The sequence below is a fragment of the Veillonella sp. CHU594 genome (assembly GCF_003992265.1).
Classification (GTDB): domain Bacteria; phylum Bacillota; class Negativicutes; order Veillonellales; family Veillonellaceae; genus F0422.
Genome location: NZ_RQVB01000007.1, coordinates 68,507 through 90,077, shown reverse-complemented (window position 1 = coordinate 90,077; position 21,571 = coordinate 68,507). Strand labels below are relative to the sequence as shown.

The window sequence follows — 21,571 nt, the reverse complement described above, 5'->3', positions numbered from 1 at the left end:
TATTATACCATAAGCGGTTTAATAAGTACTAAAAAGCTGTTACATTATGATTGACTCTTAATGTGGCAGCTTTTTGCTTATGGTCAGATGATGGAAGTAGTGATAGAATAGGTGAAATTATGTTAAGTAAACCAAAATATTTAAGTACGGTGAAAGCCATAATACATATTATTATTGGATCGACGGTGTTTGCAGTAGGGGTACAAGGATTTATTGTACCGCATAAACTTTTAAGTGGTGGAATTAGTGGTCTAAGCTTGATTATTTATTATGTGACACAAGGTATATTAAGTTTAGGTTCTATTAACTTTCTTTTGAATATACCTGTGCTGTACGCGGCATGGAGATGGTTAGGACGTTGGCACCTAGGGATTACCATCTTAGGCACTATCATTATGTCTATTTTGATCAACCTATTGTCTCCATTAGAAGCCTTGGAATTAACAAAGAATCCAATTATTGGAGGTATCTTAGGGGGTCTATTCTCTGGATTGGGTCTTGGTATCGTCTACCGTGGTGGCGGTAATACGGGTGGTATGGATCCCATTGCTATGATTATTCGGAATCGTTTTGGATTACAAATAGGCAGTATCTTATTTGGTATTAATATGATGATTCTCATCGTTGGTGCTATTGTTATCAATATTGAGGCGGCGGCTACCACTTTGATTAGTACCTATTTAGCAGCGATGGTAACCAATAAGGTAATTACTGGTTTTAACCAACGCAAGGCAATGTTTATCATTTCCTATAAACCAGTGACGATTTGTAATTTAATCATTGATAAAATCGGTCGTGGTGCTACGATTTTGAATGGAGAAGGCGCCTATACACATCAGCCTAAACAGGTTATTATGGTAGTAGTAAGTTTGTTGCAAGTGGCTCGCTTGAAAGCTGCCGTAGAAGCGGAAGATCCAACAGCATTTATGGTTATCACGGATGCAGCAGAGGTTATCGGCACAGGTTTCTCGGCAAGGTCTACGAATGGTGCTGTAGAACGGGTATTGCAAACCTGTGATCCAGTGAAAGCGGCTGAAGCAGAGCAAATGATTCATGAAGTGCAAATGGCAAGAAATGAAATCCCTTCCCAAGAGCATAAGGAGGAACACTAATATGGTACATCCATTGGCAGGACAACCTGTAAAAAAAGAAGATTTGATTCATGTAGATACAGTTGTGAAAGACTTTTTTCGCATTGTTCCTAATCATGAGACTTTAGAAGAACGAGTAAGCTTTGGTACGTCTGGACATCGAGGGATTGCATCCAAAGGGACCTTTAATGAACTCCATGTGGCAGCCATTGTACAAGCAATTTGTGATGTGCGTCAAGAATTTGGTGCTACAGGACCTTGCTATATTGGACAAGATACACATGCCTTATCACAACCAGCTTTGCAAGTGGCCATTGAAGTCTTGTTGGGAAATCGTGTGAAAACACGTGTGGATGCACATCGTGAATTTGTGCCTACTCCAAGTGTGTCTCGGGCTATTTTGCGACACAATGCAGATACAACGGCAGAGAATGTAGCAGATGGTATTATTATTACGCCTTCTCATAATCCGCCAGAACATGGTGGTATTAAATATAATCCACCTCATGGGGGCCCTGCAGATACAGCAGTGACAAAGCGGATTGAAGCCTTAGCTAATGAATATTTGCAAAAAGGGTTAGATAGCATTCAACGATTTTCCTTTCATCATCTAGTGGGTGCTCATGAAAGCGCTCATTGTGGTTGCTGTCATCATGAAGAAGAGCAACGGGTAACTCCAGCTGCGATTTCTATAGACGAAGCGGGACAATATTTAGAACCATATGACTTTAAAATGGCCTATGTAAAAGAATTGCCTCAGATTATCAATATGAAAGCAATCCAAGAAGCCAATCCAAAGGTGTTAATTAATGCGTTAGGCGGCAGTGGAGGGGCCTATTGGCATGCCATTGCTGAGGAGTATAATCTAAACTTTACTATCATTAATAGTGACTATGATCCAACATTTAGCTTCATGTCCTATGACCATGATGGTGCTATTCGTATGGACTGTTCTTCCCCATATGCTATGGCAGAGGTAGCAAAAAATTTAGGTGCTCATGAACTAGCTATTGGCAATGACCCAGACTATGATCGTCATGGCATAGTCACAGAAGAAGGTTTGTTAGCACCCAATCAATATTTAGTAGTAGCTGCTAAGTATTTGAATGAAACTCGCCCTTGGGAAGGAAAAGGTGTTGGAAAAACAGCTGTTGTCACAAGCTTGATGGATGCCTATTGCAAAGATTCCAATCATCCAGTCTATGAAGTGCCAGTAGGTTTTAAATATTTTGCTCCATTATTATTTGATGGACGCATTGGTCTAGGGGCAGAGGAGAGTGCAGGAGCGTCCTTCTTGCAACAGGATGGAACCGTATGGACTACTGATAAAGATGGCATCATTTTAGGGCTTTTAGCGGTGGAAATGGTAGCCACTACAGGGAAAACTCCGGCACAACACTATGTAGATATGACGGAACAATGGGGAACACCGGTGTTCCAACGTGTGGATATGCCTTGCACAGCGGAAATAAAAAGTGCTTTAAAAGGTATGAAACCTAGTGATGTGACTATGACAAAATTAGGAGGCAGTCCGATTCTAGATATTCGTACGACCTCTTTGTTTGAAGAACAACCTATCGATGGTGTTAAAATTGTGACAGATACAGGTTGGTTTGTAGCACGACCATCAGGTACAGAAAACTTATATAAAATGTATGCAGAGTCCTATTTAGGCGAAGAAGGGCTGGCGCAGCTGATGGAAGATGGTAAATACATTATTGAAGGGTTAGTAACAAAATCTGTTTAGTTGGTAACCGTCTTTAACATGTCCATGAAGAGAAGGGAGTCCATGTACTTACTGAGTCTGTTCTTGTATGTCCTGTGTTTAACTGATATAATTAATAAATATGGTCTATATACAATGAACTAAGTATTCGAATAACAGACTATTGACAATCATTTGTTATAATCATGAAATACCACGTATGGAGGTGGTGGAATGACAGTATATTTATGGGCCTTTGTCATTGCTCTCGTAGTAACGTATATTTGCACACCTTTGGTGAAACAATTTGCTGTTAAGGTAGGTGCTATTGATAAACCAGATGCACGTAAGGTGCATCAAGTGTCAATTCCACGATTAGGTGGATTGGCCATCTATATTGGCTATATGGTATCTTTGCTATATAGTGTGAAAGATGTGTCTTCTGTCAAAGGATTGATTGTAGGTTCAATTATCCTAGTAGCAGTAGGGATTTGGGACGATATTAAACAAATTGGTCCAAAAACAAAATTGATGGGACAAATTTTGGCGGCTCTTATGTTGCCACTGTTTGGCAATGCGGTGCATTTTATTAGCATTGGTGACCATCTATTGTATTTAGAATATTTTGCCATACCGTTGACGGTATTTTGGATTGTAGGGTTTACGAATATTGTGAATCTCATTGATGGATTAGATGGATTGGCAGCAGGGATTTCTCTCATTGCGTGTATTACGATTTGTATCGTGACTTTGCAAATGGGGCAAATCGAATTGGCTTGCATTACTTTGGCATTAGCTGGGGCGGCTTGCGGATTCTTGCGCTACAACTTTAATCCTGCCAAAATATTTATGGGTGATACAGGCAGTATGCTATTGGGTTATACCATGGCAGCTATCTCTGTCATGGGCAGTGTAAAAACGGCAGCGACTGTGGCATTGGTGGTACCTGTGATTGTGTTAGGATTACCAATTTTAGATACTTTATTTGCCATTGTACGTCGACGTATTAATGGACGCCCTGTATTCCAACCAGATAAAGGACATTTGCATCATCGTCTACTGGCGATGGGGCTCACACAAAAACAAGCTGTGTTGCTCATGTATGCCATCACCGCACTTTTAGGCTGTGTGTCTATCGTGGCGGCAAAAGCAAACTTTGTCATAGGAGTCTTGCTAGTGCTTGTTATACTTTGTGCATGCGTGTGGACAGCAACAAAAATTGGGATTATATCCAAAGACAACGACGTTCGTAAATAGCTATGCAAAACGCCAGGAGCTCAGGCTTCATGGCGTTTTTTATTTTTAGGCAAAGGGAAAGCGTGGCACATTCCTTCACAAACGGTATTTCATAATGTTTGTTCAGGAACATGCCACGCTTTCTAGTGTTTGTAGAATTAAGTATATTACGCCATGTTGCTTACGCTTATGGTGTTTTGCCTAGTGTTTGCTCACTTTGTAGGGGAGGAGTGGGAACATACCGCGGTCTTTTTGCATTTTCTTAAGGCAAGTAATGAAATGCCATATGCCTTAGATAATCTACTTTGCGGTTGAAGGCGTTTTGTCTAGTGCTTACTCACTCTGTAGGGGAGGAGGTGCCACGCTTTCTGGCGTTTGCAAAATTAGGCATATTACGCCATGTTGCTTACGCTTATGGCGTTTTGTCTAGTGTTTGCTCACTCTGTGAGGGGAGGGTTGTGACCTTTTATTTTGATGTACTTCTTTACAGTTTCTACTAGTATGGAAGGCTTGTACATGATACAATAGAGATAATTGAAAAAGCTTAATAAAGTGATTTAGGAAAGTTTGTATATGACGGCTTTCATGGTAAAGGAAGTAAACGAAATATGTGGGAGGTACTATGTTAAAAGTCATGACCATATTTGGGACACGTCCTGAGGCAATAAAGATGGCACCAGTTGTTAAGGCTTTGGAAGCAGCGCCTGATATGGAGTCCATCGTTACGGTAACGGCACAGCATAGAGAAATGTTAGATCAGGTGTTGCATTTGTTTTCCATAACACCTAATTATGATTTAAATATTATGAGTCAAGGGCAGACCTTGTATGATGTAACTTGCCGTGCCTTAATGGGACTGCAAGAGGTATTGAAAGAAGCAAAACCTGATGTGGTGCTTGTTCATGGCGATACGACCACTACTTTTGTGGGGGCGCTAGCGGCATTTTATGAAGGGATTCCTGTTGGGCATGTGGAGGCAGGTCTTCGGACGGGTAATATTTACTCTCCATTTCCTGAGGAGATGAATCGTAAGTTGACCGGTGCTATTGGGACGTACCATTTTGCACCCACCACTACATCGGAAGCGAATTTATTGAAAGAAAATATAAATCCAGATCACTTGTATGTAACAGGGAATACGGTTATCGATGCGCTGCAAACTACAGTAAAGGAAGACTACACATTTACTGAAGAGTTGCTGAACAAAATTGATTACGTGAACCAAAAGGTTATTTTGGTGACCACTCATCGTCGTGAGAATTTAGGCAATCCAATGCGTAATGTATATGAGGCAATTCGTGATATTATTGGAGAACATGAAGAGGTTGAAGTTATATTCCCTATGCACCGAAATCCAAAGGTACGCAGTATTGTACAAGAGGTACTAGGTGATATGCCACGTGTACATTTGATTGAGCCATTAGAATATGAACCATTTGCAAACTTAATGGATCGGACCTATCTTATTATGACAGACTCTGGTGGTATTCAAGAGGAAGCGCCATCTTTGGGTAAACCTGTACTAGTTCTTCGTGATACGACAGAGCGACCTGAAGCAGTCCAAGCAGGTACAGTAAAATTAGTGGGCACTGATAAAGCAACTGTATACTCCACAGCTAAAGAGTTAATTACGAATGCAGAAATGTATACTGCTATGTCAAATGCAGTGAACCCTTATGGGGATGGATTAGCATCAGAACGAATTGTACAAGCCTTACGGCATGAATTTTTTGAGCATCAAGAAAAACCATCGTCCTTTGGAAAATAATAGTCGATGTATGCATTCTAGTTATAATTAAGTTGATAGCTACTTTCATTGACTGTGTAATTGAGGAATGTACACGGTTTTGAATCAAATCGTCTGAAAAGTTTTGATAGATATAAAATTTATATATTGTTAAAATTGTTCTCATTGGTGGTATAATCTACGATGTTAGAGGTATAGGAGGTATGTCTATGGGGAAAGAAAAATCAGATCTATGGATGGCTATCTCCAAAGCATCAACTACGGGATTTACTATACTTTGTTCTATCGGTATCTGTATGGGTCTTGGTTATGCCATTGATCACTATGTGGGAACGCACCCTTGGGGCGTACTCCTAGGTGGATTAATCGGTGGATTTCTAGGCCTCTACGGTGTCATACGTCAGTGTATGTAAGGAGACTGTATGAAAGAATATATAACCTATATCAAAAGTCATTGCCGATGGATACTGTCAGTGGCTATACTAGGTGTAGTCGTGTTATGGATACTGGACTGGACTCAGCACATCACGGGTTGGCTATGGGGCATGATGACATATGTTGTATATTTCTTGTATTTAGCCTTTCAAACCTACAAGATGAAAGACGCCACCTTAGACGATGTGAAACGTCGAGTTTGGATTGGTGTTATGAGTCGGTTTAGCTTAATCGTATTGTTAGTAGGCATAAGCACGCAGATCCCTTCTATTTCCATGAAAGGTGTACTAGGCGGAATCTGTGTGTTTGTTCCTATGCAATATGTTGAGTATAGTATGTATGTACGTCAACGTAATAGGGAATCATCTATGTGAAAGGGGGTGGGAATATGGAGTTACATGCAGGGCATCATCATGTTGTTCAATGGATGGGCATATCCTTTAATATGGATACGCTATACATGACGTGGTTAGTGATGGCAATCATTATTGTGGTCACACTATTAGCTACACGGTCACGGGCCATGGTACCACAGGGGATTCAAAATGTGATGGAAGGCGTGCTAGAAGGATTGACTGGTCAGTTTAAAACGAACCTAGGCAATCAGTGGAAGTTTTTAAGCTCCATCCTATTTACGTATTTTCTGTTTATTTTGGTGAGTAATGAATTGGGCTTGATTCCAAGTCCGCATATCTTGGCATCGCCAACAAATGACATTAACACCACCTTGGGATTAGCCATTTCAAGCTCAATTCTTGTATGGATTGTAGGCTTGAAAGTAAAAGGAATTGGCTATTTTAAGCATTTTGTGCAGCCATTTAAATTATTTATCATCATCAACTTAATGGAAGAAATAGCGAAACCTGTCACATTAGCCTTCCGTTTGTTTGGTAACATACTAGCGGGAGAAATTCTTTTAGAATTATTATATGCCTTGGTACCCTATGTACTTCCTATCGTATGGTTAGCCTTTAGTCTAGCAATCGGTATTATTCAAGCGTTTATTTTTGCCATGCTCGTTACCTCGTATTTGGGGATGACAATTGGAGATGGACATTAATAGTTTAGGAGGAAATCATAATGGAATTATTATTAGCAAAAGCGTATGTATTGGTTGGTTCTGCCATTGGCGCTGGTTTAGCAATTGGTTTAGCTGCGATTGGTGCAGGTATTGGTGACGGTCTTGTATCTGGTAAAGCTTTAGAAGGTATGACTCGTCAACCAGAACAATCTGGTAAATTATTTACAAATATGTTAATTTCTGTAGGCTTAATCGAAGCGGTGCCTATTATCGCAGCAGTTATCGCGATTGTATTAGTGTTCGCAAACCCATTGGTAGACTTACTTAAATAATAGACATTAGCTAAGAGGAGGTATGACCGTTGGTAGATTTAAACGGCACACTCGTACTTCAGATTTTAAACTTTATCGTGCTAGTGTTGATTTTAGCAAAGTATGCGTATAAACCGTTATTGCAAACTATGGAAGAACGGAAACGTCGCATTGAGAATGATCTTACCAGTGCAGAACAAGCTAGAGAAGAAGCGGCTGCGTTGAAAGCTGAATATACAGCGCAATTGCAAGAAGCTCGTAAAGAAGCACAAGGGATTATCGAGACCGCAAAACAACAAGCAGAAGCAGAAGCACAAGCACAAATCAAAGAATTACGAGCTCAACTAGTGAAAGAAAAAGAAATCGCCCGCCAAGAAATTGAACGGGAACGGGAAAAAGCAATGCAACAAATCCGCGCAGAAGTTGTGAATTTGTCTGTACAAGTGGCTGGTAAGTTAATTGGAAAAGACTTTTCCAGTGCTGATAATGTAGCCCTTGTAGAGGATACCATTGCAAAACTTGATAGTACAACTATAAGGTCGTGATACGATGAGTGTAGAAAGAATTGCAGAAACATATAGCTCCGCTATATTTGAATTAGGACAGGAATCAGGTTTGTTACCACAATTTGATACAGATCTTTCCTATGTGCAAGATTTATTTTCCACCCATGAGGAATTACGCCAAATTTTAATCAATCCTATGTTAGAAGTAGTGGGAAAAAAGAAAATTCTAGAGCAAATCTTTGGTAGCGAAGTGCATCCATTGATTATGAATTTTCTCTATGTTATGGTGGATCGCCGTCGCAGTCCATATATCATGGAAACAGCCCGTGCTTACATAAAACGCTCCCGTGAAAGTCGCGGTATTTTGGAAGCAAAAGTGACGGTTATTGAACCACTTTCAGAGGCAATGCGGGAAAAAGTATTACGTAAGTTACAAGAGATCACTGGCAAAGAATGTGTCATCGAAGAACAGGTGGATCCATCCATCTTAGGTGGTATGATCATTCAAGTGGGAGACACTCGGATTGATGGAAGTATGGCTAGACGATTGGAAGAATTAAAAAAATCATTGCTTAATGCAAGTACCAATAAGATTGGGGTGAATGGTTAATTATGAAAATGACGCCTGAAGAAATTACTGCCATTATTAAACAGCAGATTCAGGACTATAATGTTGAATTAAACGTAGATGATGTAGGAACTGTTCTGGAAGTAGGGGACGGTATTGCGCATATCTACGGTCTTGAAAAAGCCATGGCTGGCGAATTGTTAGAGTTACCTCATGGCGTATATGGCATGGTACTCAATTTAGAACAAGATAATGTAGGCGCCGTTCTCCTAGGTAATGACTTCTTGATTAAAGAAGGTGATGAAGTGTGCCGTACAGGCCGCATCATGCAGGTTCCTGTAGGAGATGGCTTAATTGGTCGTGTTGTGAACGCCCTTGGTCAACCTATCGATGGTAAAGGGGAGATTGTGGCAGAAACATATCGTCCTGTAGAATACCCAGCACCTGGTATTGCAGATCGTAAATCTGTATTTGAACCAATGCAAACTGGTTTGAAAGCCATTGATGCGATGGTACCAATTGGTCGTGGTCAACGGGAGTTGATCATCGGTGACCGTGGTACTGGTAAAACAGCGATTGCTATCGATACGATCTTGAACCAAAAAGGACAAGATGTTATCTGTATCTATGTAGCAATTGGTCAAAAAGAATCTACTGTAGCTCGTGTAGTACAAAAATTAGAAGAAGCAGGAGCTATGGAATATACTATCGTCGTATCTGCTGGTGCTTCTGAAGGGGCTCCTATGCAGTACTTAGCACCATATTCTGGGGTAGCTATGGGCGAACATTTCATGTACCAAGGTAAACATGTACTTTGCGTATATGATGATTTAACAAAACAAGCTGCTGCCTATCGTGCGATGAGTTTGTTGTTACGCCGTCCTCCAGGACGTGAAGCGTACCCTGGTGACGTGTTCTACTTACACTCTCGTTTATTGGAACGTTCTGCGAAAGTATCCGATGAATTGGGTGGCGGTTCTATTACGGCTTTACCGATCATCGAAACACAAGCAGGTGACGTATCTGCCTATATCCCAACGAACGTAATCTCCATCACGGATGGACAAATTTTCTTGGGTACAGATATGTTCTACTCTGGCGTTCGTCCAGCAGTTGACGTAGGCTTATCCGTATCTCGTGTAGGTGGTAGTGCGCAAATTAAAGCGATGAAACAAGTAGCTGGTAAATTGCGCTTGGAATTGGCACAGTATCGTGAATTAGCGGCTTTTGCGCAGTTCGGTTCCGATTTGGATGCCTCCACAAAAGCACAATTAGATCGTGGTGAACGCTTAACTGAAATGTTGAAACAACCACAATACTCTCCGTTAAAAGTAGAAGAACAAGTGGTATGTTTATATGCAGGTATTAATGGCTATTTCAAACGATTAGCTGTGCATGATGTACCAGCATTCCAAGATGCCTTATTACACTATGTACATGGTAATTATGCCAATGTATTAGCATCAATTAGAGATACTAAGAAATTAGAAGAAGATACAGAAAAAACATTGCAACAAGCGATTTTAGAATGTATTGATGTCTTTGGTGCTACTCACGAATTATTACCAGAGGAGGCGTAATCTATGAGTAGTGCACAAGACTTACGCAAGCGTATAAAAAGTGTCACTAATACGCAGCAAATTACAAAAGCTATGAAGATGGTAGCATCTGCTCGTCTACGTCGTGCACAACAAAAAGCGAAAGGTACTGAACCTTATACAGAACGTCTCCGCCACATGCTGCATCAAAGCATGTCCTCTCTAGATGGGGGCGCAGATTTACCGCTACTCACAGTTCGTCCTGTGAATAAGGTAGCCTATGTGGTGGTAGGTGCTGATAAAGGGTTGGCTGGTGCTTATACTAGTAATATCATTAAATACGTGCAAGCTTTATTGCAAGATACGCCAGCTGAAGCTTACGGTCTATTCACAGTGGGCCGTAAGCCAACGGAATATTTCACAGGTCATGGCTATTCTGTAGTATCTGATTTGCAAGGATTTTCTGATAAACCAGGCTTTCATCATGCTCAAGACATTGTAGAACAAGTGAAAACGATGTTCTTGTCTGGTGAGGTAGATGAAGTGGTATTGGTATACACTAAGTTTGTGAACTCCTTATTGCAAGAAGTGACTCATGAGCGCTTATTACCTCTTTCATTAGAGTCCGATGCAGCAGAGGCCGGTGAAAGTTTATTCTATCCAGACCAAGGGTCTGTATTGGAACAATTGTTGCCAGCCTATGTGGAAAGCACTGTATATAATGCATTGCTACATGGGGCGGCTAGTGAATTAGGTGCCCGTATGACGGCCATGACATCCGCTACTGATAATGCAGGCGAATTGATTGGTACCTTGCACTTAGAATACAATAAGTTGCGCCAAGCAGGTATTACTAACGAAATTTCTGAAATCGTAGGCGGTGCAAACGCATTGCAATAATAGATAAAGGAGTATCTCGTATATGAGTACAAATATAGGTAAAGTAGTTCAGGTTATTGGACCGGTGGTAGACGTAGTCTTCCCAAAAGGTGAATTGCCTGCTATTTACAATGCAATTACTATTACAAAAGGCGACGAACAAGAAACGTCTAAAATTGTTGTAGAGGTTATGCAACATTTAGGTGATGACACAGTTCGTTGTGTTGCTATGAGTTCCACTGATGGATTGACTCGTGGTATGGAAGCAGTGGACACAGGTGCCGCTATTTCCGTTCCTGTTGGTGATGGTGTACTAGGCCGTATTTTCAACGTATTAGGCGAAACAGTAGACCATGATCCAGCGGAAGTGAAAGTGAATGAACACTGGCCAATTCACCGTGCCGCTCCAAAATTTGATGAATTAGCACCAGAAACTAATATTTTAGAAACTGGTATTAAAGTCGTAGACTTAATTGCGCCATATGTAAAAGGTGGTAAAATCGGTCTATTTGGCGGTGCCGGTGTAGGTAAAACAGTTCTAATCATGGAATTGATTCATAACATCGCTACAGAACACGGTGGTTACTCCGTATTTGCAGGGGTTGGTGAACGTACCCGTGAAGGGAATGACCTTTGGAACGAAATGAAAGAGTCTGGCGTATTGTCTAAAACAGCGCTTGTTTATGGACAAATGAATGAGCCTCCTGGAGCTCGTATGCGTGTAGCTTTAACAGGTTTGACGATGGCGGAATATTTCCGTGATGTACAACAACAAGACGTGTTGTTATTCGTAGATAACATTTTCCGTTTCATCCAAGCTGGTTCTGAAGTATCTGCCTTGCTAGGTCGTATGCCATCTGCCGTTGGTTACCAACCAACATTGGCCAATGACGTAGGGGCATTACAAGAACGTATTACATCCACAAAAGAAGGTTCCATTACGTCTGTACAAGCCGTCTATGTACCTGCCGATGACTTGACTGACCCAGCGCCAGCAGCGACATTTGCTCACTTGGATGCTACTACAGTATTGTCTCGTTCCATTGCAGAACTTGGTATTTATCCAGCCGTGGATCCATTGGATTCCACTAGCCGTATCTTGGATCCATTAGTATTAGGGGAAGAACATTACTCCGTAGCTCGTGGCGTGCAAGAAGTACTTCAAAAATACAAAGATTTACAAGATATCATTGCTATCTTAGGTATGGAAGAATTGTCTGAAGCGGATAAATTGACCGTAGCTCGTGCTCGTAAAATTCAACGTTTCTTGAGTCAACCATTCTTCGTAGCCGAAGTATTTACAGGCAGTCCTGGTAAATATGTGCCATTGAAGGAAACATTGCGTGGTTTCCGTGAAATCCTAGAAGGTAAACATGATGACTTACCGGAAAGTGCTTTCTACATGGTGGGAACTATCGATGAAGCTGTTGCCAAAGGAAGGGACATGTTAGGGAAAGGAGAATAATCTATGAGTACCATGCATGTAACAATTATTACTCCTGATGAAACAGTGTTTTCTGGAGACGCAACGATGGTGGTAGGAAAAGCTCTCGATGGAGAGTTTGGTATCCAACCACTTCATATGCCTTTAGTGAGCGCTTTGGCGCCTGGGGCGATTCGCATTGACCATGATGGCAAGCGTGAAGAATTTATACTACCTGGGGGATTCCTAGAAGTGGAAAATAATTCTGTGTATATCACGACGGCCTCTTGTGAACGTGCTTAATTACATATCGAAGAGATAGAAAAAGGGTTGTACCGAACTGCTGTAGTAGTGTTGGTACAACCCTTTTATGGTTACTTCTGTAATGTTGTTAAGAAAATTTGTATTCTTCGTAATGCCTCTTGGATGGTTTCCTTAGAGGAAGCGTAGGAACAACGGATACGATTAGCACCGCAGGTACCGAAGGCAGATCCTGGTACAACGGCTACATGCTGTTGCTCTAGCAATTGTTCACAGAAATCTTCGTCGGACAGACCAGTTTGAGAGATGTCAGGGAACACATAGAAAGCTCCTTCTGGAACGGCAATCGGTAAGCCCATATCTTGGAATCCTTTTACGATCATGTCACGGCGTTCTAGGTAATCTTGACGCATAGCGATAACGGAGTCATCGCATTTGTTTAGAGCTACGATGGCAGCGTGTTGCACTGGTGTAGCAGGTGCAACGATGCTGTACTGGTGCAATTTAATGCAAGCTGTAATAAACTCAGAAGGTGCACAAAGGAAGCCGATGCGAAGACCTGTCATAGCATAGGACTTGGAGAAACCGTTTAAGATGATAGTGCGCTCTTTCATGTCCGGTAAGGACGCCATAGATACATGGTCCTTGTGGTAGGTGAGTTCCGAGTAAATTTCGTCAGAGATAACGATCAGGTCATGGGCTTTCGCGAACTCTGCAATAGGCAATAAATCTTCGTAGTCCATGATGGCTCCTGTAGGATTGCTTGGGTAACACATTAAAATAGCTTTTGTTTTTTCTGTTACAAGCTTTTCCAATTCTTCTACACGAAGTTTAAAGCCATCTTCTAAATGTGTGGGTACAGGAACTGCTTTGCCACCACACATGTGAACTTCTGCTTGGTGAGCTACGTAGGATGGATTTGGGATTAACACCTCGTCTCCTTCGTTCAAGAGGGCACGTAAAGACAAATCGATGGCTTCACTAGCACCGATGGTGAGCATCATTTCATCTGTGCCGTAGTGTACGTGGTAACGGCGGTTGTACCAATTGCTAATGGCTTCGCGTAATGGCAAGATGCCTGCATTGGGGGAGTAATTCGTTTCCCCTCGTTCCACGCTAGCTACCAGTGCATCTAGTACAGGTTGGGGAGGTATGTAATCGGGTTCCCCAACGCAAAGAGAAATCACATCGTCCATAGCCATGGCTTTTTCCCAAAATTTACGAATCCCAGAAGGGGGCAATGTTTGTGTCATAGTTGAAAGATAATTGTTCCAGTTCATAGATTGTCCTTTCTGATACATGATCCATGTATCTCTATGTCAAATGTCAGGATGTTGTGCCGACTGATATGGATAGTTGCTCTTAAGAGTGTATACAGGCGGTCACAACACCTAGTAGAATGATAGAATAAATAATAGTAACAGTGTACCACATTCTTAGAAAAGAACCTAGTGGATTAGAGGTTCTTTTTTATTGCATATAGTGTATAATTGTAGGTATGACATAGCATTTCATAAGAACTTATGTCATACTATAAAGATAGAGAAATCAGATAACGGATTCTCAAACACTGTTGCCGTGGTAGTATAGTAACAGACTTTTAGATTGATTATAAAAAGATAAAAATAGAGTATATTGTAATGATGGGAAAGGAGTTACCGATGGAAACATTTTCCGTTACCTATGCATTGCATGTTCCAACCTATGAAGAGGCGAAGCAAGTGGCTTGGTCCATACAGGTGGAGCAAACCATTGAATTTCCTTATGAATTATTAGGGGAAAGCGACCCACGTCGTCAAATGGTGGGACAATTGCTTTCCTTGGAAGAAAAAGAAGATTGTTTTTTGGCAAAGATTGCCTACCCGGTGGAGACATCAGGATTGGAAGTGACACAGTTTTTAAATGTAGTCTTTGGCAACTCTTCCCTACAACCACACATTTGGGTAGTGGATATTGAGTTTAGTCCTAGTTTGCTAGATGTGTTTACAGGGCCTAAGTTCGGCTTAGCTGGCATTCGAGAATTATGCCAGACCCCAACTCGCCCCATGATTCAAGCCGTAATTAAACCTATGGGGACACCCAATGAAGAGTTGGCTCGCATGTGTCATGCCTATACTATGGGCGGTGCCGATGTGATTAAGGATGACCATGGATTGACGAATCAATCGTTTTCTCCCTTCAAAGATCGTGTGTCACGATGTGCCCATGCAGTACAGGAGGCGAATGCTAAAAGTGGTCATCACACCCTCTATGCAGCCAATGTATCTGGGGATGGAACAGACGTGCTAGAGCGGGCCCATTATGCGAAAGAAGCAGGTGCTACAGCTCTGATGGTAGCCCCTTCCTTAATCGGATTTGGCTGGCTACATCGATTGGCTACCGATGATTCTTTGAACTTGCCGCTCATCGTGCATCCTGCTATGATGGGTGGATTCACATTACCCGGTACATCAGGGATTGCCGCCACGATTTGGATGGGCTTATTGCCACGTATTTTCGGCGGGGATATGAATATTTTCGTGTCTTATGGTGGACGATTTACATTTAAACCAGACTTGTGTCGTCAAATTTGTGATAGTAATCGTGGACCATTGGCGTCGATTAAATCGTCTTGTCCATCTCCAGGTGGTGGCGTGACCGAGGCACGTTTGCCAGAGTTGGTGAGCATTTACGGTACAGATACGATGTTCCTTGTAGGGGGCGATATGTTCCGCCGAGGGCCAGATTTGACGGATAATATGAAAGCTTTCATAGATGTATTAGAAAGAAGCTAGGAACAATGACGATAAAAAATAAAGAGTTAGAAGTTCATGTCGTAGCTAGCGGTAGTAAAGGGAATTGCACCATTATTCGCAGTTCTCACAGTGCAGTGATTGTTGATGCAGGTATTAGTTGCCGAAGGATTACTAATGCTTTGCAGGATTTAGAGATACCCAAACATATGGTAGAAGGGATTGTTATTACCCATGAACATTCTGACCATATTGCAGGGGTACCACAAATGATTAAGCAAATGGGTTTACCTATTATCACAAGACCTAATACAGCACGGCGTCTTATGGATAAATTTAGCGTATCTGCAGAGTGCTTTCAAACGTTAGGGACGAAAGAAGTAACCATAGGAGATATGGTGTTGCAACCATTTTCTACGAGTCATGATGCGGTAGATCCCATTGGTATCACTTGTTATAAAGGGCAGACAAAAGCAGCTTTATTAACGGATACAGGCATGGTATCAAAGGAGATGCTAGAGCATCTACATGATACAGATTTGTTGGTATTGGAAGCCAACTATGATGAGCATATGTTGTTATATGGACCATACTCACCAGATTTAAAACGTCGAGTGAAGAGTCATGCAGGTCATCTATGTAATATGACGGCTATGAAAGTATTATCAGCCTTGAGACGACCTAAGAATATGGAAGTTATTTTTGCCCATCGTTCAGAGCAGAATAATTCTCTCCACTTAGTAGAACAATTATCAGAGCGTTTGTTAAAGTGGTGTAAAACACAAGGGCAAATGGGATTTACTGCATATCATGGGGATCCCAAAGAGTATACTTCGATTGGTATATCTAATCATACATAAAACGCCTTAGTTTGAAATATAGTAAACATCTTAGGAGATATGATAGTATGAAATTTTCTATCTATTGTATAGGAAAGTTAAAAGAACCTTATTTGCGGGAAGGGGTGGCGGAATTTGTTAAACGATTGCAACCCTATGGGGGTGTGACGATTACAGAACTGCCGGAAAGTAAATTAGGAGATAAACCTAGCCCATCAGATAAGCAAAAAGCACTCTATGATGAAGGGCAACGGTTATTGAAATATTGCAATCCCCAAGCCTTTGTTGTGTTGCTAGATGTGTACGGCAAACAAATGAGCTCAGAGGAATTGGCAAAACGAATTAGTGAATTAGAAGTGCAAGGACATAGCGAGATGGTATTCTGTATTGGTGGAGCCTTTGGTGTGTCTGAAGAATTACGACAGCGGGCACAGTGGAAATTATCCATTAGTCCCATGACTTTCACCCATCAAATGGTGCGTCTCGTACTGGTGGAACAATTATATAGAGCTTGTAAAATTAATCGAAATGAACCATATCATTGGTAAGAAAGGAGATATGCATGGCAAGTGCAATTGAAAAAGGAATTACTTATGTGTCAGCGGATATACAGGAACTACCCTTGGAGGATCCTGAATTTATTGGGCATTATAAAACAGAATTAACCGAAGGGAAGGAAGATATTCTTGCCATTGAAGGTGAAATCCAAAATTTGGTACAAGGATATGAGGCGCTCTTTGTCGAATTAAAAGAAATAGGGCAATCTGAGACATTAGACGAACATCATAGTATGGTTAGGGATAATATACGTGAGTATAAAAATGTGACAGCTACGATTTGTACCGTTTTAGATACCTATATAGATATGGCTAATATGATTCATCAAATGGAAACTTCTGGTGGTAATCCTGCCTATTTATTGCATCGTAAACAAGAATTATTAGAACAGAATGTAGAATTGAATAAAATTTTTGATCGTGTAGATTATTATATTTCTACAGTGGTGGATATGCTTGCAAAGGAAACAGATGTGGTAAAAGCTATGCTAGAGAGCAAGCACACTGTATCTGAAGAGGAGACTGTGCATATTTTATTCCTACATCAGACAGCATTGAGTACTTGTGTAGATATCAATAAATTGTTAGTGGAACGATTACAATTAATGGTACCTCGCCTCGAAGGGTTACGAGAAGATGTGATGAAAGTACAGGTTCATTCTGTAACAAATGATGTAGAAGAACGTAGAAAGCGATTGCAAGAATTACGTCAACAAGCGAAAATAGAAGATGTAACAGATTACGTGGATTTAGAAGGGCAATATCGTCATGCTTATGATGAGGAAGGAAACCACATCGGAACTCAAGAAGGGGGCGATGGTGGTAACCGTAAAAGTTTGACTGCCATTTTGGTTGTAACAGCGATAGTGATTGCTATCTTTGCTGCATATGTATATATGAAATAGGAGGATTTAACCATGACATTACAAGAGATTATGAACAAATATCCAATTACTGTTGGTAAAGATGAACAAATTACAAATGTAGCTAAATTGATGGTAAAACACAATTTAACAGCCATTGCTGTCGTAGATGAAGAGAATAAATTAATCGGTATTGTGTCGGAAGGGGATTTGTTGTATAAAAAAGTTCGTCCTCATGCGCCACATTATATCAATATCTTAGGTGCTAATATTTATTATGGTGGCATCGGTGAATACGATGGACAATTTAAAAAATTAATGGCTACTCATGTTGAAGAAATCATGACTACAGAAGTGATTACTGCCTATGCAGATGCAGAAGTAGAAGTGACTGTAGGAGCTATGGTAGAAAAGCATTTAAAAAACTTACCAGTTGTTGATGATGCATATCATCTAGTTGGTATGGTAAGCCGTCATGATATTATGAAACTTATTGCTGAAGAACAAGGTAAATAGGGAAATAATTGCACTATTGACAACTTTATGATAATATTAAGAATGCAATATTAAAACTTATAATTTGGGTGTACTATACCCTAAGGAGGAAATAGTTTCATGAAAGCAACTGTAACTGCTGTTGATCAGCACAAGGTATCTATTACAATCGAAATTCCAGCGGAAGATGTGAAAAAAGGCTTTGCACAAGCTGTAAAACGCATCGCTGGTCAAGTTAATATTCCAGGCTTCCGTAAAGGTAAAGCACCTCGTAAAATTTTGGAAATGAACTATGGTAAAGAAGCTATCGCTGAAGAAGCGTTTGAATTATTAGCAGGTCGTGCTTATACAGAAGCACTTCGTGAAAATGAAATTATTCCTGTTAGTGAGCCAGAAATCGATCGTGAACAATTCGAAGAAGGTAAAGATTTGATTTTCAAGGCTACAGTAGTTAAACAACCAGAAGTTACATTAGGCGACTACAAAGGCTTAGAAGTAGAAAAACAAGATGCTACTGTTACTGACGAACAAGTAGAAGAACAATTAAATAATATCCGTAGCCAACAAGCTAAAATGGTAGCAGCCCCAGCAGATGCAACTGTACAAAAGGATGATTTTGCAACAATCGATTTTAAAGGTTTCATCGATGGTGAAGCATTTGATGGTGGTGAAGGTAAATCCTACCCATTACAAATCGGATCTGGCAGCTTCATCCCTGGCTTTGAAGATCAATTAATCGGTCACAAAGCTGGTGAGGATGTGACTGTCACTGTTTCTTTCCCAGAAGACTATTTCGTAGCAGAATTAGCTGGTAAAGAAGCAAAATTTGAATGTCATATCCATGATATTAAACGTAAAGAATTGCCTGAAATCACTGATGAATTCGTACGTTCCGTATCTGTAGGTCAAGGTAAAACTGAACCAGCATACAATACAGCAGAAGAATTCAAAGCAGATCTTCGCAAACGTATGGAAGATGATGCTGCACGTCGCGCTATTGACGCATACAATGCAGGTTTAGTGGAACTAGCTGTTAAAAATGCAACAGTAGATATTCCTGAAATCATGATTGAAGACCGTGCTGAGCAAATGGTTCAAGAATTAGCAATGAATCTTGAAGGCCGTGGTTTGAAATTGGAAGACTACTTAAAATTCTCTAACAAAACTATCGAAGCATTACGTGAAGAAAATAAAGCCGCAGCAGCTGAAAACGTTCGCGCTGACTTAGTATTAGATGAAATTGCAAAAGCAGAAAACGTTCAAGTTACTCCAGAAGATATGAACTATGAAATCTTTGCTATGTCCCAACAATTTGGTGCTGACCCTAAAGAAGTATACGATATCATTGTAAAAGAAGGTCGTGTATCTATGTTAGCAAGTTCTGTAGCACGTAAAAAAGCAGCTCGTTTCATCATAGAGAATGCTAAAGGTGCTGAAAAAGCTGAATAATTGCTAATGCAGGTACATGTATAAGAGGTGTTAGATGTCTATGTATGTGCCAATCGTAGTAGAGCAAACTGGTCGTGGTGAGCGATCCTACGATATTTATTCTCGTCTATTGAAAGATCGAATTATTCTATTAAGTGGCCCCATTGATGATACGGTAGCAAATAGTATCGTAGCGCAATTGCTGTTCTTAGAATCTGAAGATCCAGATAAAGATATTCATTTATACATCAATAGCCCAGGTGGTGTGGTAACAGCAGGTATGGCGATTTACGATACTATGCAGTACATTAAACCTGATGTGTCTACAATCTGTGTAGGCTCAGCGGCTAGTATGGGTTCATTGTTGCTCACAGCGGGAGCACCTGGTAAACGCTATGCATTGCCTCACTCTCGTATTATGATTCACCAACCATTGGGCGGTGTCCAAGGGCAAGCTTCTGAAATTGAAATTCATGCTCGTGAGATATTGCGTTTGCGAGAAGAATTGAATGGCGTGTTAGCACATCATACAGGTCAGCCTATTGAGGTGATTGCACAAGATACAGATCGTGATAATTTCATGTCTGCAGAAGATGCAAAACGATATGGCTTAATTGATGAAGTGTTAACTCGTCCATCTTCAACAGAAAAATAAGGAGACAGGGGTTTGAATAAAGACGATAAAGAAAGACGTTGTAATTTTTGTGGTAGAGCAGAAACAGAAGTCGAACGATTAATAGCGGGCCCTAATGTATTCATTTGTAATGAATGCATTGATGTATGCCAACATATTATTGAGGAAGACAAAATTGAAGAACTACCGGAGACGTTTGATTTAAACGATATCCCGACTCCAAAAGAGATTAAAGCTCATCTTGATCAATACGTAATTGGTCAAGATGACGCTAAAGTTTCCTTGGCTGTAGCCGTATATAATCATTACAAACGTTTGCAACATGATAATGTCATCGATGATGTGGAACTACAAAAGTCCAATGTATTATTTATTGGACCTACTGGTAGTGGTAAAACATTATTGGCTCAAACATTAGCAAAAATGTTACAAGTACCATTTGCTATGGCAGATGCTACTAGTTTGACAGAGGCAGGCTATGTAGGGGAAGATGTAGAGAATATTCTTCTTAAACTGATCCAAGCTGCCGACCATGATATAGAGCTAGCTGAACGCGGTATCATCTACATTGATGAAATCGATAAAATTGCTCGCAAATCAGAAAATCCGTCCATTACTCGTGATGTATCTGGTGAAGGGGTACAACAAGCATTACTGAAAATCCTAGAAGGAACAGTAGCCTCTGTGCCACCACAAGGGGGACGGAAACATCCAAATCAAGAGATGTTACACTTAGATACAACAAATATCTTGTTTATTTGCGGTGGTGCTTTCGATGGCATGGAAAAAGTGATCACGAAACGAACTGCGAAAAAAACATTAGGTTTTGGTGCAGACATTCAAAAGAAAGAGGAACAAGATGTAGCCTCTATTTTAAAAGAAGTCGTACCAGAAGATTTACAAAAATTCGGATTAATTCCTGAATTTATCGGACGATTGCCAGTGATGGTTACGCTCAGCCCACTTGATGAAGAGGCATTAATTAAAATTTTGACAGAGCCTAAAAATGCATTGACTAAGCAATACGAAAAAATGCTGTCTTTAGATGATGTAAAATTAGTCTTTGAATCAGATGCACTCCGTGAGATTGCGAAAGAAGCCTTAGAACGCAATACGGGAGCACGCGGATTACGGGCCATTATCGAAAAAGTTATGAAACGTGTGATGTATGAAGTACCATCTATGAAAGATGTAAAAGAATGCATCGTAACAGATAAAGCGGTTCGTGGCGAAGAAGAGCCAATACTCAATAAATGAGTCCACGCTGAAGAAATCAGATAGTAAAGGCAAAGAAACTCATTT

At 40.6% G+C, this 21,571-nt stretch carries 23 protein-coding genes; 22 read left to right on the top strand and 1 reads right to left on the bottom strand.

All coding sequences use genetic code 11. The features are described from left to right. Positions 1 to 119: 119 nt before the first annotated feature. The 14 genes from EO111_RS05815 (at position 120) to atpC (ending at position 12,763) form a co-directional block, all read left to right on the top strand. Positions 120 to 1,112: a YitT family protein gene (locus EO111_RS05815; protein WP_009353335.1), complete on the top strand. Its 993-nt coding sequence runs from the start codon at positions 120 to 122 to the stop codon at positions 1,110 to 1,112. 1 nt (position 1,113) lies between these two features. Then, positions 1,114 to 2,838, top strand: coding sequence for a phosphoglucomutase (locus tag EO111_RS05810; protein WP_164727611.1), 1,725 nt, complete (start codon positions 1,114 to 1,116; stop codon positions 2,836 to 2,838). Between the two features lie 192 nt (positions 2,839 to 3,030). Further along, a complete protein-coding gene (locus tag EO111_RS05805; RefSeq protein WP_062401490.1) occupies positions 3,031 to 4,053 on the top strand; it encodes a glycosyltransferase family 4 protein in 1,023 nt (340 codons plus the stop codon). A gap of 601 nt (positions 4,054 to 4,654) precedes the next feature. Further along, positions 4,655 to 5,800: a non-hydrolyzing UDP-N-acetylglucosamine 2-epimerase gene (gene wecB / locus EO111_RS05800; protein ID WP_127010980.1), complete on the top strand. Its 1,146-nt coding sequence runs from the start codon at positions 4,655 to 4,657 to the stop codon at positions 5,798 to 5,800. 188 nt (positions 5,801 to 5,988) lie between these two features. After that, on the top strand, positions 5,989 to 6,192 hold the full coding sequence (locus EO111_RS05795) for an AtpZ/AtpI family protein (protein WP_164723754.1): 204 nt from the start codon (positions 5,989 to 5,991) through the stop codon (positions 6,190 to 6,192). Between the two features lie 9 nt (positions 6,193 to 6,201). Continuing rightward, on the top strand, positions 6,202 to 6,588 hold the full coding sequence (locus EO111_RS05790; RefSeq protein ID WP_127010979.1) for an ATP synthase subunit I: 387 nt from the start codon (positions 6,202 to 6,204) through the stop codon (positions 6,586 to 6,588). 14 nt (positions 6,589 to 6,602) lie between these two features. After that, on the top strand, positions 6,603 to 7,274 hold the full coding sequence (gene atpB / locus EO111_RS05785) for a F0F1 ATP synthase subunit A (protein ID WP_009353413.1): 672 nt from the start codon (positions 6,603 to 6,605) through the stop codon (positions 7,272 to 7,274). 20 nt (positions 7,275 to 7,294) lie between these two features. Then, on the top strand, positions 7,295 to 7,567 hold the full coding sequence (atpE, locus tag EO111_RS05780; RefSeq protein WP_009353316.1) for a F0F1 ATP synthase subunit C: 273 nt from the start codon (positions 7,295 to 7,297) through the stop codon (positions 7,565 to 7,567). 29 nt (positions 7,568 to 7,596) lie between these two features. Then, positions 7,597 to 8,091: a F0F1 ATP synthase subunit B gene (gene atpF / locus EO111_RS05775; protein ID WP_127010978.1), complete on the top strand. Its 495-nt coding sequence runs from the start codon at positions 7,597 to 7,599 to the stop codon at positions 8,089 to 8,091. A gap of 4 nt (positions 8,092 to 8,095) precedes the next feature. After that, the gene (gene atpH, locus EO111_RS05770) at positions 8,096 to 8,662 is read left to right on the top strand and encodes an ATP synthase F1 subunit delta (protein WP_127010977.1); all 567 of its coding nucleotides are present in this window, start codon (positions 8,096 to 8,098) and stop codon (positions 8,660 to 8,662) included. A 2-nt stretch (positions 8,663 to 8,664) separates the two neighbouring features. Then, positions 8,665 to 10,200 carry a F0F1 ATP synthase subunit alpha gene (gene atpA / locus EO111_RS05765; protein WP_127010976.1) on the top strand — a complete coding sequence of 512 codons (1,536 nt, stop codon included), beginning with the start codon at positions 8,665 to 8,667 and terminating at the stop codon, positions 10,198 to 10,200. Positions 10,201 to 10,203: 3 nt separating this feature from the next. Continuing rightward, the gene (gene atpG / locus EO111_RS05760; RefSeq protein ID WP_127010975.1) at positions 10,204 to 11,058 is read left to right on the top strand and encodes an ATP synthase F1 subunit gamma; all 855 of its coding nucleotides are present in this window, start codon (positions 10,204 to 10,206) and stop codon (positions 11,056 to 11,058) included. Positions 11,059 to 11,080: 22 nt separating this feature from the next. After that, the gene (atpD, locus tag EO111_RS05755; protein ID WP_127010974.1) at positions 11,081 to 12,502 is read left to right on the top strand and encodes a F0F1 ATP synthase subunit beta; all 1,422 of its coding nucleotides are present in this window, start codon (positions 11,081 to 11,083) and stop codon (positions 12,500 to 12,502) included. A 3-nt stretch (positions 12,503 to 12,505) separates the two neighbouring features. Further along, a complete protein-coding gene (gene atpC / locus EO111_RS05750) occupies positions 12,506 to 12,763 on the top strand; it encodes an ATP synthase F1 subunit epsilon (RefSeq protein ID WP_127010973.1) in 258 nt (85 codons plus the stop codon). A 71-nt stretch (positions 12,764 to 12,834) separates the two neighbouring features. On the opposite strand, the gene EO111_RS05745 is transcribed toward atpC, so the two are convergent. Continuing rightward, entirely contained in the window at positions 12,835 to 14,001 is a 1,167-nt protein-coding gene (locus tag EO111_RS05745) for a pyridoxal phosphate-dependent aminotransferase (RefSeq protein ID WP_127010972.1), read from the bottom strand. A 381-nt stretch (positions 14,002 to 14,382) separates the two neighbouring features. On the opposite strand from EO111_RS05745, the gene EO111_RS05740 reads away from it, so the two are divergent. The 8 genes from EO111_RS05740 (at position 14,383) to clpX (ending at position 21,526) form a co-directional block, all read left to right on the top strand. Beyond that, positions 14,383 to 15,495 (top strand): RuBisCO large subunit C-terminal-like domain-containing protein, encoded by a 1,113-nt coding sequence (locus EO111_RS05740; RefSeq protein WP_127010971.1) that lies wholly within the window; start codon positions 14,383 to 14,385, stop codon positions 15,493 to 15,495. Between the two features lie 5 nt (positions 15,496 to 15,500). Next, positions 15,501 to 16,313, top strand: coding sequence for an MBL fold metallo-hydrolase (locus EO111_RS05735; RefSeq protein ID WP_127010970.1), 813 nt, complete (start codon positions 15,501 to 15,503; stop codon positions 16,311 to 16,313). A 47-nt stretch (positions 16,314 to 16,360) separates the two neighbouring features. Beyond that, complete coding sequence (gene rlmH / locus EO111_RS05730; protein ID WP_127010969.1) at positions 16,361 to 16,840, top strand: 23S rRNA (pseudouridine(1915)-N(3))-methyltransferase RlmH; 480 nt, start codon at positions 16,361 to 16,363, stop codon at positions 16,838 to 16,840. A gap of 14 nt (positions 16,841 to 16,854) precedes the next feature. Then, positions 16,855 to 17,754 (top strand): hypothetical protein, encoded by a 900-nt coding sequence (locus EO111_RS05725; protein WP_127010968.1) that lies wholly within the window; start codon positions 16,855 to 16,857, stop codon positions 17,752 to 17,754. Positions 17,755 to 17,766: 12 nt separating this feature from the next. After that, positions 17,767 to 18,228, top strand: coding sequence for a CBS domain-containing protein (locus EO111_RS05720; protein WP_009353341.1), 462 nt, complete (start codon positions 17,767 to 17,769; stop codon positions 18,226 to 18,228). Between the two features lie 99 nt (positions 18,229 to 18,327). Continuing rightward, the gene (gene tig / locus EO111_RS05715; RefSeq protein ID WP_009353430.1) at positions 18,328 to 19,656 is read left to right on the top strand and encodes a trigger factor; all 1,329 of its coding nucleotides are present in this window, start codon (positions 18,328 to 18,330) and stop codon (positions 19,654 to 19,656) included. A 40-nt stretch (positions 19,657 to 19,696) separates the two neighbouring features. Next, the gene (gene clpP / locus EO111_RS05710; protein ID WP_197413483.1) at positions 19,697 to 20,290 is read left to right on the top strand and encodes an ATP-dependent Clp endopeptidase proteolytic subunit ClpP; all 594 of its coding nucleotides are present in this window, start codon (positions 19,697 to 19,699) and stop codon (positions 20,288 to 20,290) included. Between the two features lie 12 nt (positions 20,291 to 20,302). Next, positions 20,303 to 21,526, top strand: a complete 1,224-nt coding sequence (gene clpX, locus EO111_RS05705; RefSeq protein WP_009353388.1) for an ATP-dependent Clp protease ATP-binding subunit ClpX — start codon at positions 20,303 to 20,305, stop codon at positions 21,524 to 21,526. The last annotated feature ends 45 nt before the right edge of the window (positions 21,527 to 21,571 follow it).